14 protein-coding genes are annotated in these 12,093 nt (G+C 58.8%); 10 read left to right on the top strand and 4 right to left on the bottom strand.

Going from position 1 to position 12,093, the window contains the following annotated elements; all coding sequences use genetic code 11:
• Positions 1-87: 87 nt before the first annotated feature.
• The 7 genes from nusB to coaE all read left to right on the top strand — a co-directional run bounded on the left by nusB (position 88) and on the right by coaE (position 5,274).
• Positions 88-1,284 (top strand): transcription antitermination factor NusB, encoded by a 1,197-nt coding sequence (nusB, locus tag Q5H92_RS21580; protein WP_305013634.1) that lies wholly within the window; start codon positions 88-90, stop codon positions 1,282-1,284.
• A gap of 249 nt (positions 1,285-1,533) precedes the next feature.
• Positions 1,534-1,845, top strand: coding sequence for a YtxH domain-containing protein (locus tag Q5H92_RS21575; protein WP_196287239.1), 312 nt, complete (start codon positions 1,534-1,536; stop codon positions 1,843-1,845).
• Positions 1,846-1,971: 126 nt separating this feature from the next.
• Complete coding sequence (locus Q5H92_RS21570; RefSeq protein ID WP_305013633.1) at positions 1,972-2,970, top strand: isocitrate/isopropylmalate dehydrogenase family protein; 999 nt, start codon at positions 1,972-1,974, stop codon at positions 2,968-2,970.
• Positions 2,971-3,070: 100 nt separating this feature from the next.
• Positions 3,071-3,577: a DUF1573 domain-containing protein gene (locus Q5H92_RS21565; protein WP_305013632.1), complete on the top strand. Its 507-nt coding sequence runs from the start codon at positions 3,071-3,073 to the stop codon at positions 3,575-3,577.
• Positions 3,578-3,600: 23 nt separating this feature from the next.
• Positions 3,601-3,933: a preprotein translocase subunit YajC gene (yajC, locus tag Q5H92_RS21560; protein WP_369811172.1), complete on the top strand. Its 333-nt coding sequence runs from the start codon at positions 3,601-3,603 to the stop codon at positions 3,931-3,933.
• 2 nt (positions 3,934-3,935) lie between these two features.
• Positions 3,936-4,667 (top strand): YbbR-like domain-containing protein, encoded by a 732-nt coding sequence (locus tag Q5H92_RS21555; protein ID WP_305013631.1) that lies wholly within the window; start codon positions 3,936-3,938, stop codon positions 4,665-4,667.
• 1 nt (position 4,668) lies between these two features.
• Positions 4,669-5,274: a dephospho-CoA kinase gene (gene coaE, locus Q5H92_RS21550; protein WP_305013630.1), complete on the top strand. Its 606-nt coding sequence runs from the start codon at positions 4,669-4,671 to the stop codon at positions 5,272-5,274.
• A 50-nt stretch (positions 5,275-5,324) separates the two neighbouring features.
• On the opposite strand, the gene Q5H92_RS21545 is transcribed toward coaE, so the two are convergent.
• Positions 5,325-5,591: an ArsR/SmtB family transcription factor gene (locus Q5H92_RS21545; protein WP_223827754.1), complete on the bottom strand. Its 267-nt coding sequence runs from the start codon at positions 5,589-5,591 to the stop codon at positions 5,325-5,327.
• Between the two features lie 297 nt (positions 5,592-5,888).
• Here Q5H92_RS21545 and Q5H92_RS21540 point away from each other — a divergent pair, with 297 nt between their 5' ends.
• From Q5H92_RS21540 to Q5H92_RS21530, 3 genes are all read left to right on the top strand, one after another.
• Positions 5,889-7,118 carry a Glu/Leu/Phe/Val dehydrogenase dimerization domain-containing protein gene (locus Q5H92_RS21540; protein ID WP_305013629.1) on the top strand — a complete coding sequence of 410 codons (1,230 nt, stop codon included), beginning with the start codon at positions 5,889-5,891 and terminating at the stop codon, positions 7,116-7,118.
• Between the two features lie 370 nt (positions 7,119-7,488).
• Positions 7,489-8,232 carry an LOG family protein gene (locus Q5H92_RS21535; protein ID WP_305013660.1) on the top strand — a complete coding sequence of 248 codons (744 nt, stop codon included), beginning with the start codon at positions 7,489-7,491 and terminating at the stop codon, positions 8,230-8,232.
• A gap of 150 nt (positions 8,233-8,382) precedes the next feature.
• A complete protein-coding gene (locus Q5H92_RS21530) occupies positions 8,383-9,552 on the top strand; it encodes a lycopene cyclase family protein (protein WP_305013628.1) in 1,170 nt (389 codons plus the stop codon).
• A gap of 52 nt (positions 9,553-9,604) precedes the next feature.
• Here Q5H92_RS21530 and Q5H92_RS21525 read toward each other — a convergent pair whose 3' ends face one another.
• The 3 genes from Q5H92_RS21525 to Q5H92_RS21515 all read right to left on the bottom strand — a co-directional run bounded on the left by Q5H92_RS21525 (position 9,605) and on the right by Q5H92_RS21515 (position 12,052).
• Positions 9,605-10,282, bottom strand: a complete 678-nt coding sequence (locus tag Q5H92_RS21525) for an ABC transporter ATP-binding protein (RefSeq protein ID WP_305013627.1) — start codon at positions 10,280-10,282, stop codon at positions 9,605-9,607.
• A gap of 129 nt (positions 10,283-10,411) precedes the next feature.
• The gene (locus tag Q5H92_RS21520; RefSeq protein ID WP_035561220.1) at positions 10,412-10,633 is read right to left on the bottom strand and encodes a DUF2795 domain-containing protein; all 222 of its coding nucleotides are present in this window, start codon (positions 10,631-10,633) and stop codon (positions 10,412-10,414) included.
• 102 nt (positions 10,634-10,735) lie between these two features.
• Positions 10,736-12,052: a DUF349 domain-containing protein gene (locus Q5H92_RS21515; protein WP_305013626.1), complete on the bottom strand. Its 1,317-nt coding sequence runs from the start codon at positions 12,050-12,052 to the stop codon at positions 10,736-10,738.
• Positions 12,053-12,093: the final 41 nt, after the last annotated feature.

Below are 12,093 nucleotides of genomic sequence, written 5' to 3'. Positions count from 1 at the left end.
TTACTTGTGCAGTAGAGATGCTTCGGCTGCGCTCAGCATGACGTTCTTTTTTCGACTACTGAAACCAATACTGATTACCAGACCAATATGCTCAACCGCCGCCTCCTCCGTATCAAAGTCATGCAGTCGCTCTACTCCTACCACCAGGCGGTGGGAGCCGATTTAATGCTGGCGCAGGACCGCATCGCGGCTGCTTTCGAGCCCGACCTGACGGCCAAAGAGGCGCCCGACCGCCGCATGCTGGAAGGCCAGCGCAAGCTGGGCGAAGCCCAGCTGCGCGACTGGTATCGCACCGGCACCATGCCCGAGAAAACGGACGACAAGGCCGTGGACAAGGCCGTGACCGACGCCATCAACTCCTTCCAGAACCAGGTGAAGAAGGACGCCGATTTCTACGCCGGCCAGTTGCTGGTGGGCGCCGAAAGCATTCACGACCAGTACCTGCACCTACTCAACCTGCCCGCCGCCTTGCTGGGCGTGATTGAGGAAGAGCAGAGCCGTGAGGAGCGCCGCCGCCTGGGCCCCAGCGAAAACGCCATCGACGCCACCCGCCTGCACCAGAACAAGGCCATTGCCAAGCTCATGGCCAACGAGCAGTTGCAGGGCACCACCATCCGGCGCAAGCTGGCCTGGGAGGGCGCGGCCGAAGTGGAAGCCCTGCGCGCCGCCTGGAACGAGATGAAGGCCGACGAAACCGTGCAGGCCTACCTGGCCGGCAAGGACATCGCCCAGCCCGAAATGGACTACGACACCGACCTCGAAATCCTGCGGCACATCTATAAGGACTTTGTGTTCAAGGGTGAAGCCCTGCCGCGCCAGCTCGAAGCCGATGATTTGAACTGGGAGGAAAACCGACCCATCGTGCGCAACCTGGTGCTGAAGACGCTCAAGATGCTGCCCTTCGGCGCCGACGAGAAGCAGGAGCTCATGAACCTCTCGGCCAACTGGCAGGACGACCGCGAGTTTGCCGAAACGCTCTACAAGCAGACGCTCATCGAGGACGATAAGATGGAGAAGCTCATCGCCGGCTCGGTGCAGAACTGGGACGTGGAGCGCGTGGCCCTGCTCGACAAAATCATCCTGAAAATGGCCCTCACCGAGATGCAGCTCTTCCGCGGCATTCCGGTGAAAGTCACTATCAACGAGTATATTGAAATCAGCAAGCTTTACAGCACGCCCAAAAGCAAACAATTTGTTAACGGCATTCTGGACAAGCTGGCGACGGATTTGGCCGCCAGCGGCGACATTCGCAAATCGGGCCGCGGCCTGTTGGACAACCAGTAATCGTCTGGCCTGTTGATAGCGCATTGGCGCCAAAAGAACGTCGTAGCAAAACGTCATGCAGAGCGAAGCGAACCATCTCGCTCGCTTCGTTGCAACAAGTAATTATTACTATTGCACGCAAGATGCTTCACTGCGCTCTGCATGACGTGCAACATTAAGCAGACATAGCCACTTTTGCATCTACGGCCGCGTTTCTGCGTACGCAGCCCTGAAAACATTCTCACCTTTCTTCCCCTAACCTCGACGACCATGGCCAGCAAAACCACCACCGGCATCCTGTGCTTCGCAGGCGGCGCGCTCACCGGCGCGGCCCTTGGCTTGCTCTACGCCCCCGAACCCGGCAGCGAAACCCGTTCCTGGCTCAGCTACCAGCTGGAGAAATACCGCTCCGTGCTGGCCGACCTCACCGACAGCCTGGTGACCAGCCGCGAAGGCTTGGGCCAGTCCTCGGCCAAAAGCGAAGGCCAGCGCGTGATTTCCGACGCCAAATCCAAAGCCGAACAACTGCTCGGCGACGTCGACCAGCTCATCAACCAAATCAATTCCCGCAAGGGCGCTTAATTTTTTTCGGGCTGCTAAGTACTTGACGGAATGGGTGAATGAGGGAACGACCGATAAATTTCAGTCTTCACTCATTCATCCATTCCGTCCTTTGTGCTTACTCCCAACCACTCATTACCCCGTACGATGCACGTAGTAACCCTTATTCCCGGCGACGGCATAGGCCCCGAAATCACGAAAGCGGTAACCGACATTTTCGCCGCAGCGCAGGTCCCCGTGCAATGGGAAGAGCAGAACGCCGGCCAAACTACCTTCGACCAGTCGGGCGAGCTGATTCCGAATGCCTTGCTCAAGTCATTGGAAAAGAATAAGGTGGCCCTCAAAGGCCCGATTACCACGCCGGTAGGCAAGGGCTTCCGCAGCATCAACGTGACGCTGCGCCAGAAGTACGACCTCTACCAGAACGTACGCCCCAGCAAAACCACGGCCGGCATCCAAACCCGCTACGAGGGCATTGACCTGGTGCTCTTCCGTGAAAATACCGAAGGTCTGTACTCCGGTCTGGAACTGTGGGACGAGCGCCTCGGCATTGCCGATGCCATTGCCCGCGTCACGGTAGAAGGCTCGCGCAAAATATGCCGCGCGGCCTTTGCCTACGCCGCCAAGCACGGCCGCAAAAAGGTGACGCTGGCCCACAAAGCCAACATCATCAAAATGGCTGGCACGCTGATGATTAACGCCTGCAAAGAAGCCAGCCTGGAGTTTCCGCAGATTGTGTTCGAGGATAAAATCATCGACAATATGTGTATGCAACTGGTGGGCAAGCCCGAGCAGTTCGACGTGATTGTAACCACCAATCTGTTCGGCGACTTGTTGTCGGACCTCTGCGCTGGCTTGGTGGGCGGCTTGGGCGTGGTGGCCGGCGCCAACATTGGCGACAACATGGCCATTTTCGAAGCCGTGCACGGCTCCGCCCCCGACATTGCCGGCCAAGGCAAAGCCAACCCCACCGCCCTGCTCCGCTCGGCCTTGATGATGCTACACCACCTCGGCGAGCACGCCAAAGCCGACCAAATCGACAAAGCCCTGGAAGCCACCCTACTGAACAAAGCCGAATGCACCGGCGACCTCGGCGGGCAGGCCAGCACCAGCCAGTTCGCTCAAAGCATTATTGCCAAGCTGTAATTCATTAGTAGTAAGTATTAAGTAGTGAGTAGATAGGCTAGATTTCCAATGGAACAGTCTATCTACTCACTACTTAATACTTACTGCTAACCTACATATTATGAAATACCAGATTCTCCTGGCCGCCACGCTTCTGCTGGCCGCCTGCAACCGCGACAAGAACGAAGTGGGTACCGAAGGCATGAACGCCGCCGCCACCGAAGTCTCCGACGCCGCCAACCCCACTGTGGACAACCCCAATGTGGTGAGCGAAAACGAAGCCGTGAACCCCAATGCTCCGGTAATGAAATTTGCCGAGTCGGAATTTGACTTCGGTGATATTCAACCCGATAGCAAAGTACGCCACACCTTCACCTTCACCAACACTGGCAAGTCGCCGCTGCTGATTGAGGATGCGGTGGCCTCCTGCGGCTGCACCACGCCCAGCTGGACCAAAGAGCCCATTGCGCCCGGCGCCGAGGGCAAAATGGAAGTGCAGTTCGATAGCCACGGCAAGCAGGGCATCATCAGCAAACAGGTGGCCGTGCGGGCCAACACCCAGCCCAACATCACCACCATCCTCATCAAAGGTAACGTGCTAACGGCTGGCGATAAAAAGCCCCTCTAATTCATCCTTTTAATCTTAACGCTATGTTGTTGACTTTGCTTTTACAGGCTGCCGGAGGACTGGATGTGACCCAGCTAATTATCCCCATCGCCATTGGCCTGGTGTTTTATTTTTTCATGGTGCGCCCGCAGCAGAAGCGCACCGCCGACGCGAAAGCCTTCCGCCAGTCGCTGGCCAAGGGCTCGCGTATCGTCACCATCGGCGGCCTGCACGGCTTGGTGGTGGAACTCACCGACGAAACCGTGGTGGTGGAAGTGGACCGCGGCGTAAAGCTGCGCTTCGACCGCTCGGCCATTGCCCGCGAAGTAGGCAGCAAAACCACGGCGGCGGCTGCGGAAGTGCCCGCCGCCAGCTAGTCATGGCTGGGCCGCTGACCCGGGCCGGCCGGCTCGTGCGCTGGTTTGTGCGGCCTTTTGCGGGCCAGGAACCCAGCTTCTACCGCGCCGTGACGGCCTGCCTGCTGGCAGCCGGCTTGTTCTGGCAGATGAATGCTCTGAACAAAACCTACACCACCCGCGTGAGCTGCCCGCTGGCCTGGCACTACGACTCGGCCCGTTACGTGCCGCTACGGCCGCTGCCCGCGGCGCTGCCGGTCACCGTCACGGGCCAGGGCTGGCGCCTGCTACGGGCCAACATGGGCTGGGGCACGCACCCCGCCGACCTGCGCCCCGTGCCCCTGCCCGGCACCCGATACCTGCCGCCCGAAGCTTGGCGCCGCGGCCTGCAAACCGCCCTAGAAGGCGTGCAGGTAAACGAATGGGCCGGCGATACCCTCCGCCTCACTTTCGACCGCTACGCCACCCGGCGGCTGCCCCTGGTGCTGGTTTCCGATTCAGCGATGGAAAAATCAGTGCGCTTAACGCCTGCCGTGGCTGCTTTTCGAGGCCCTGCCACGCTGATAAACGCCCTGCCCAGCCCTTACCCAGTGGCTTTGCCTCCCGGCACGGCCGACACCGATGGCACCGAAGTAGATTTGGTGACGCCCACGCGGGTGCGGCCGTCGGTGTCCACCATCCGCATCAACCAAATGGCTCAGGCCGCTGAATCCGTACGTGGGCGACGCCGGACTTCCAAAACATCCAAAAACTGATATGCTACGCATCGGTATCACCGGCGGAATTGGCTCGGGCAAAAGCATTGCCAGCCGCTTGTTTCAGGCGTTGGGCGTCCCTATATACGATGCCGACTCGCGCGCCCGCTGGCTGATGGAAAACGGCGCGGAATTGCGTCAGCAGCTCAGCGCCGCCTTTGGGCCGGATACGTACGATGCCGCTGGCCGGCTAAACCGCTCGGTGCTGGCTGGCACCGTGTTCAACAACCCCGCGCTACTGGCCCAGCTCAACGGCTTGGTGCACCCGCACGTAGGCACCGATTTTGAAACCTGGGCGGCAGCCCAGGCCGCCGCCGGCCACGCCTATGTGCTGAAGGAAGCCGCGTTGCTCTTTGAGGCGGGCTCCTATAAGCAACTCGACCGCATTATCACGGTATTTGCGCCGCTGGCCGTGCGTGAGGCGCGGGTACTGCGGCGCGACCCGCACCGCTCCATTGCTGACGTGCAGGCCATTATGGCGAAGCAGATGAGCGAAGAGGAAAAAATGCAGCGGGCCGACTACGTGCTGACCAACGACGACGTGCAGCCGCTGCTGCCCCAGGTGCTGGCCCTGCACGCGGCCTTCAGCCAGCCGGCGGGCACATAAAAAAGGCTGCTCCTTCCGAAACAGCCTCCTCTTAAATTAGTCTGCTAAGGTTACAGCCGACCCGAGTAGTCCTCCAAAGTGTCGATTACCTTGAGCAGCTGCGGCACTGCCAGGGAGTAATAAATCTTGGTACCCACTTTGCTCGATTTCAGCACGCCCCGGTCTTTGAGGGTGATGAGGTGCTGCGAGGCAATGGCCTGCGGCAGGTCGAGGGCCTGGTAGATATCGGTAACGGACATCTGGCTGTCTTTGCCTTTGGTTTTGCCCAGCAGGTCAACAATAGCCAGTCGTTTGGGATGCGAGAGAACCTTAAGCATAGCCGCGGCACGGTCCAACTGTTGCGCTTCAACACGCGAATGCAATGGTTTCATGAAGTCGATAAAAAGTGAACGGGAAAAAAGGAAGAGTAGAATAAGTGCAATACAGTTGTACTACGGTGGTAGTTCCTGAAGACTTATGCAAAATAGGGGCAGAATCGGGTATTTTGCCTATAATATTTAAGTATCTACAGATTTTATTTCTACTCGAAATACAATTTGAAGTAATGGCCGGACCACTGCCGGGCCCGTACCTTTAGGGTTCAGTTATCAGAGACGTTTTTTTGGATTCAGCCGATGCTCGACCTCCTCACAAAATTTGAAAACAAGCGCCCCGAAATTGTCTTCGAGTGGCAGGATTCCGAAACCGAAGCCGAAGGATGGGTCGTCATCAATTCCCTGCGCGGAGGCGCCGCCGGGGGCGGCACGCGCATGCGCAAGGGGCTCGACAAGCGCGAGGTGGAAAGCCTGGCAAAAACAATGGAGGTCAAATTCACGGTATCAGGGCCGGCAATTGGCGGAGCAAAATCGGGCATCAATTTCGACCCACAGGACCCGCGCAAGCGCGGCGTACTGGAACGATGGTACCGGGCCGTTATTCCACTGCTGAAAAACTACTACGGCACTGGTGGGGACCTTAACGTGGATGAGATACATGAGGTTATCCCTATTACTGAAGAATATGGTCTTTGGCACCCGCAGGAAGGGGTGGTGAATGGCCACTACCGCGCCACCGAACCCCAAAAAATCCAGAAGCTGGGACAGCTTCGCCAAGGTGTGATTAAAGTGGTGGAAGACGCCACTTTCTCGCCCGACCTGGCCCGGAAATACACCATTGCCGACCTCATCACCGGCTACGGCGTGGCCGAGGCCGTGCGCCACTACTATCGCCTCTGGGCCGGCACCGATTTGCGCGGCAAGCGGGCCATCATTCAGGGCTGGGGCAACGTAGGCGCGGCGGCGGCCTACTACCTGGCCGGGCAGGGCGTCCGCATTGTGGGCATCATCGACCGGGCCGGCGGGCTGCTGAGCACCGAAGGCCTGGGCCTGGAAGAAGTGCGGGCCCTGCTGCTAGCCCGCCAAGGCAACACCCTGACGGACAGCAACCTGCTGCCGTTCGATGAAATCAACGAGAAAATCTGGTCCGTAGGGGCCGACATCTTTATTCCCGCCGCGTCGTCGCGCCTCGTGGCGCGGGGGCAGGTGGAGCAGCTGCTGGCCGGCGGCCTCCAGGTGATTAGCTGCGGGGCCAATGTTCCTTTTGCCGACCCCGAAATTTTCTTCGGCCCCACCGGCGTATTTGCCGACGAGCGCACGGCTGTGATTCCCGATTTCATCGCCAACTGCGGCATGGCCCGCGTGTTTGCCTACCTCATGGAAACGGGCGCCGAAATCACCGACCAAGCCATTTTTGCCGATACCTCGCGCATCATCGGCGCGGCGCTGGAGCGCACCCACGCTGAGAATGCGCAGCCCACCGGCATTGCCCAGCGCTCGTTTGAGATGGCGCTGCGGCAGTTGGTGTAGGAAAACCGGCGAAAAAGAACGGTCATGCCAAGCGCAGCCGAAGCATCTCTACCGCAATAGCAATTCGTTTGCTCTCGCGGTAGAGATGCTTCGGCTGCGCTCAGCATGACCATTCTGGTTGTTTTACGTCCTTAAAACCCGCAGCATTTTTATTTGCTAACAATTCGATAACTTTGACGCCCTACTTTTGGTCGCCCCGATTTCGGGGCGATTTTGTTTTTGAAAGAATTCCCAACTGAATAATATGTCTACGCTGAAAAAACCCAAAACCAGCAAAACCAAAATTGCTGACGACATGCTGAACGCCGGCAGCGGCAAAACCATCAAGCAACCCAACGTCAACGACGACAAGCTAACTTCCATCACGGAGATGCGCCAGTCCGCCAACGGCGAAAGCGCCATGGCCTTGGAAGACGAACAGCGCTTGCGCAAAGCCTTCGTGGACAAGGACTGGAACGAGATTAAAATAGCCGACAGCTGGCAGATTTTCAAGGTGATGGCCGAGTTTGTGGAGGGCTTCGAGAAGATGTCCAAAATTGGCCCTTGCGTGAGCATCTTCGGCTCGGCCCGCACCAAGCCCGACAATCAGTACTACCAAATGGCCGAAGAGATTGCGGCCAAGCTGGTGCGCCATGGCTATGGCGTTATCACGGGTGGTGGCCCCGGCATCATGGAAGCCGGCAACAAGGGCGCCCGTTCCGAAGGCGGTAAGTCGGTGGGCCTCAACATTGAATTGCCCTTTGAGCAAACCCACAACATCTACATTGACCAGGATAAGTGCATCGATTTCGATTACTTCTTCGTGCGCAAGGTGATGTTTGTGAAGTACGCGCAGGCTTTCGTGGGCATGCCCGGCGGCTTCGGCACACTGGATGAGTTGTTCGAGGCTATGACGCTGATTCAGACCAAAAAAATCAGCCGCTTCCCCATCGTTCTGGTGGGCTCGGCCTATTGGAACGGCCTGTTTCAGTGGATTAAAGACGTGATGTTGCACGAGGAGCACAACATTTCGGCCGAAGACCTGAACTTGGTGCAGATTGTGGACGACGCCAGTGAAGCCGTGAAAATCATCGACGACTTCTACCACAAGTACCTGCTGTCGCCGAACTTCTAAGCCACGGATTCGGTGGATAATGTGCGGTTTCGAAACCATTGCAAAGGAAAGCCGCTTCTTCGGAAGCGGCTTTTTTTGTGGCTAGCTTCGTCCGTTTGCCGCCAGCCTGGCGGGTTTCGTCATATGTCATCAGCTACGGCCTCCCCTACTTTGGAATTTGACTACCTCATTGTGGGCGGTGGCGCAGCGGGCCTGAGCCTGGCTTTTCACATTGCCCAGGAGCCGCGTTTGGCCACGAAAAGAGTGTTGCTCATCGAACCCGAGGCCAAAAACCAGAACGACCGCACTTGGTCGTTCTGGGCCGATGAGCCGACTGCTTTCGATGGCATTGTGGCACACGAGTGGCGGCAGATTGCCTTCCGCAGCCCCGGCTACGAGCGTGTTATCGACCTGGGGCGCTACCGTTACAAAACCATCAACGGCCTGGATTACTACCGCTTTGTGCGGCGCGCCCTGGCCGATAATCCGCAATTCCGCTTCGAGCAAGGCAGCGTGACCGGGCTGGAAAATACGGTGGCCGGCGTACGGGCTACCACCGCCACGGGGGATTTCACGGCTGGCTACGGCTTCGATAGCCGCCCACCGGACTTAGTGAAGCTGAAGCAACCTGCGAAACACCGTTACCTATTGCAGCACTTTGTAGGCTGGGAAATCGAAACCGCCGCGGATGTGTTCGACCCGTCCACGATGGAGTTTATGGACTTCCGCGGCGAACAGCACCAAGAAGCTCGATTTATCTACGTGCTGCCCTACACGTCCCGCAAAGCATTGGTAGAGTACACGTTATTTTCAGAAACCGTTTTACCAAAAGCCGAATACGAAGCGGCCCTACGCGAATACTTAAGCACGACACTTGGGGCCAAAACATACCGCATTACGGCCGAAGAAGTGGGGGCTATTCCGATGACGGACCACCCGCTGCCTGCCCGCTACGGGGCGCACATCATCAACTTGGGCACGCGCGGGGGGCGCGCCAAGCCCAGCACGGGCTATGCCTTCAAGCGCATCCAGCAGCACTCGGCGCGGCTTGTTGCAGCGCTAGCCAGCACCGGCCACCCGCCTCAGGATGCCACCGGCGACAAGTGGCAGTTTCACCTTTTCGACACTTTGCTACTCGACATCATGAAGCGCCGGGGCGAAACCACACGCGACATTTTCCGGCAACTATTCGAGCGCAACCCGGTGGAGCGCATTTTCCGCTTTCTAGACGAAACCACCTCGTGGGCCGATAACTTCCGAGTAATGAACTCGGTGACGCCGTGGCCGTTTATGCGCTCCATCTTGCAGATGCTGCGCGGCCGGCCGGGGAGGCGTCGGTGAGTGGTGAGCAAAGCAAAGTCATGTCTCGGCAAGCTCGACATAACGCTCCTTTTCAATACAATACCGGCGCTTGCTCCAGCCACCGGCGCGCTTCCTGCACGGTGGCCGCACTGATGGGCCGCAACTGTGGCATGGGTTCCGACAGATTCAGCAGGTAGCCCGTTAGCTCGGGTAGGTTGTCGAGGTCGTGGGTGCTGCAGAGCACGGTTTTGCCCTGCGTGGTGGCCCAGTCGTGCACGAGGCTGAACACCTGGCGGCGGTAATAGACGTCGAGCTGCTGGGTAGGCTCATCGAGCAGATACACTTGTGCGTCCTGCAGGCTAAGCTGAGCCAGCCATACCAATTGCTGCTCGCCACCAGAGAGTTGGGTAAAGTTGCGGAGGGCCAGATGCGCCATTCCCACACGGGCTAGCGCGGCATCGGCCAGAGCATAGTCGGCCGGAGCGTAGGCGCTGAGCAGGCTGTGGTGGCGGTAGCGGCCCATCACCACCAGCTCGCGCACAGCAATGGCAAAATCGAGGCTGCCGCGTTGCGGGAGGTAGCTCAGCAGGCCTGCGGCGGCGGCCCGGCGCAGCCCGCGCACTTCGCGCCCCATCAGCTGCACGCTACCCTGGTAAGGCAACTGGCCCGTGAGCACCCGAAACAAGGTGGTTTTGCCGCTGCCATTATGCCCCACTACGGCCACGAAAGCCGGGCCCGGCAGGCACAAAAAAAGGTTGCGGACCAACACCCTTCCGGGGTAGCCCGCAACCAGATTTTCCGCGTTGAGCGCGGGAGTTATGAGTTGTGAATTGTGAGTTATGAGCTGTTTGGGAAATAAATCACCGGCCAACTCATAATTCATAACTCACCATTTAGATTAATACTCGTCCTCGTTGAACATGAAGTCCTCCTTGGTGGGGTAGTCGGGCCACACTTCCTCGATGTTTTCGTAGGGCTGGCCGTCGTCCTCCAGGGCCTGGAGGTTTTCGACCACTTCCATGGGCGCACCCGAGCGGATGGAAAAGTCAATCAGTTCGTCTTTGGTGGCGGGCCAGGGGGCATCTTCCAGGTAAGAAGCCAGTTCGAGTGTCCAATACATAGGGAGTCGGATAAAAAAGGGTGGGCGAAGGTAACAATTTCCGGTCAGGAAACAAGCCTGAAACAGCGGCCTTTTCGGCAACGCAAAACGCGGCCCAAAGTTTTAACCGGCGGCTTGCGCTTGTTGGCTGAATAGCTCAATCAGGTCGTTTTTCGTGCGGATTTTGCGCTCGAAGGACCGGACTTTGGTTTGCAGCATCTGCCGGAAGGCATCGTTGGCAGCGCTGGGGCTGAGCTTGTCCAAGTTGTCGCGCAAGGTTTCGAGTTCGGCGTGGTCTTCCTTGAGCAATTCGCGCAGGGTGCTGGCCCGGAAACGGGCGCGCTCGGCGGGGCTGGTGGGCAGGGCCTCGGTGGCCGCGCGCTTGCGCAGGTGGTATTCCAAGGCACTGAGCTCGAATATCTTGTCGCAAGCCACCATAAACCGCTGCCAGATGCGGTCCGATTCTTCGCCGCGCACAGTGCCCACCTGCTTCCATTCGGCCTGCAGGGCTTTGGCCTGATGAATGGCCTCCTGCGGGGGCACGGCCATCAGGGCTTCGGCGCGCTCGGCGAGAGCACGCTTGCGGGCCAGCAACTGCTCGGGCGTGGCCGCGGCGCCCGCGCCGGCGGCCTGCTGCGTGGCAATGTGCGCTTTCAGACGCTCGAAAAAGTGATTGTTGGCTGCCCGGAAACGCGTCCAGAGTTCCGATGCCTGCTTTTTGGGCAGGGTGCCGTTTACTTCGCGCCAAGCCTGCTGCAACAGCTTGAGCTGGCGGGAAGTGGTTTCGAACTGGTCGGAATTCTTGAGGTTTTCGGCTTGCTGAATGAGGTCGCGGTAGCGGTTTTGCACCCGCATCGTCATGGCCTTCTTGTCGGACTGGAAAGCCTTGCGCCGGTCAAAGAACTCCTGGATGGCGGTTTGGAAGCGGCCTTCCAACTCGTCGGTCATGGCCCTGTCGACGGGGCCGGTTTTGAGCCAGCCCTGGCGCAGGTCCTTCACTTTTTCACTGGCCGAAACCCACTCCACGGTGTCGGCCAGGGCTTCGGCTTCCTGAATGAAGCCGAGCTTGGTGGCCAGGTTTTTCTCGCGGTTCTGGGCCACGGTCACGGCAATGGCTTCTTCGGCGTCGGTGAGGCGGCGGTGCAGCGCCACAAAGTCGCCGAGGCCGTCGTAGGTCAGCAGCTGTTCTTTGAGGTGCAGGGCCTTCATCAGGAAGGAGCCTTTGTTGTCGCTGGCGTCCATTTTGGCCAGCAACTCATCAACTTTAGCCCGCAGGGTTTCGAAGCGTTGGGCAAAATACAGCAGGGCGGCGGCGGCGGTGTCTTTGACCAGGCCAATCTGGCGGGCGGGCTGGGCAAGCACGGGGCGCAGCCACACGCCGTCGGCTTCCACATAGCCGTAGCGCTGGGCTTCGGCCAGCAAGTGGTCGGTTGGTTCCATACTAATGTGTAAACTCGTGGGCAGGAGGGCGGAATACGGGG

The sequence above is a fragment of the Hymenobacter mellowenesis genome, from assembly GCF_030581005.1.
Lineage (GTDB): Bacteria > Bacteroidota > Bacteroidia > Cytophagales > Hymenobacteraceae > Hymenobacter > Hymenobacter mellowenesis.
This window is presented reverse-complemented; position numbering and strand designations above follow the sequence as displayed.

What these genes read in the sequence shown, in the direction of transcription:
- Q5H92_RS21565 (WP_305013632.1), top strand. Translation starts at nt 3,071, where the DNA reads ATGAAATACCAGATTCTCCTGGCCGCCACGCTTCTGCTGGCCGCCTGC.
- Q5H92_RS21545 (WP_223827754.1), bottom strand. Translation starts at nt 5,591, where the DNA reads ATGCTTAAGGTTCTCTCGCATCCCAAACGACTGGCTATTGTTGACCTG.
- Q5H92_RS21515 (WP_305013626.1), bottom strand. Translation starts at nt 12,052, where the DNA reads ATGGAACCAACCGACCACTTGCTGGCCGAAGCCCAGCGCTACGGCTAT.
- Q5H92_RS21535 (WP_305013660.1), top strand. Translation starts at nt 7,489, where the DNA reads ATGCGCCAGTCCGCCAACGGCGAAAGCGCCATGGCCTTGGAAGACGAA.
- Q5H92_RS21520 (WP_035561220.1), bottom strand. Translation starts at nt 10,633, where the DNA reads ATGTATTGGACACTCGAACTGGCTTCTTACCTGGAAGATGCCCCCTGG.
- Q5H92_RS21540 (WP_305013629.1), top strand. Translation starts at nt 5,889, where the DNA reads ATGCTCGACCTCCTCACAAAATTTGAAAACAAGCGCCCCGAAATTGTC.
- nusB (WP_305013634.1), top strand. Translation starts at nt 88, where the DNA reads ATGCTCAACCGCCGCCTCCTCCGTATCAAAGTCATGCAGTCGCTCTAC.
- Q5H92_RS21575 (WP_196287239.1), top strand. Translation starts at nt 1,534, where the DNA reads ATGGCCAGCAAAACCACCACCGGCATCCTGTGCTTCGCAGGCGGCGCG.
- yajC (WP_369811172.1), top strand. Translation starts at nt 3,601, where the DNA reads ATGTTGTTGACTTTGCTTTTACAGGCTGCCGGAGGACTGGATGTGACC.
- coaE (WP_305013630.1), top strand. Translation starts at nt 4,669, where the DNA reads ATGCTACGCATCGGTATCACCGGCGGAATTGGCTCGGGCAAAAGCATT.
- Q5H92_RS21555 (WP_305013631.1), top strand. Translation starts at nt 3,936, where the DNA reads ATGGCTGGGCCGCTGACCCGGGCCGGCCGGCTCGTGCGCTGGTTTGTG.
- Q5H92_RS21570 (WP_305013633.1), top strand. Translation starts at nt 1,972, where the DNA reads ATGCACGTAGTAACCCTTATTCCCGGCGACGGCATAGGCCCCGAAATC.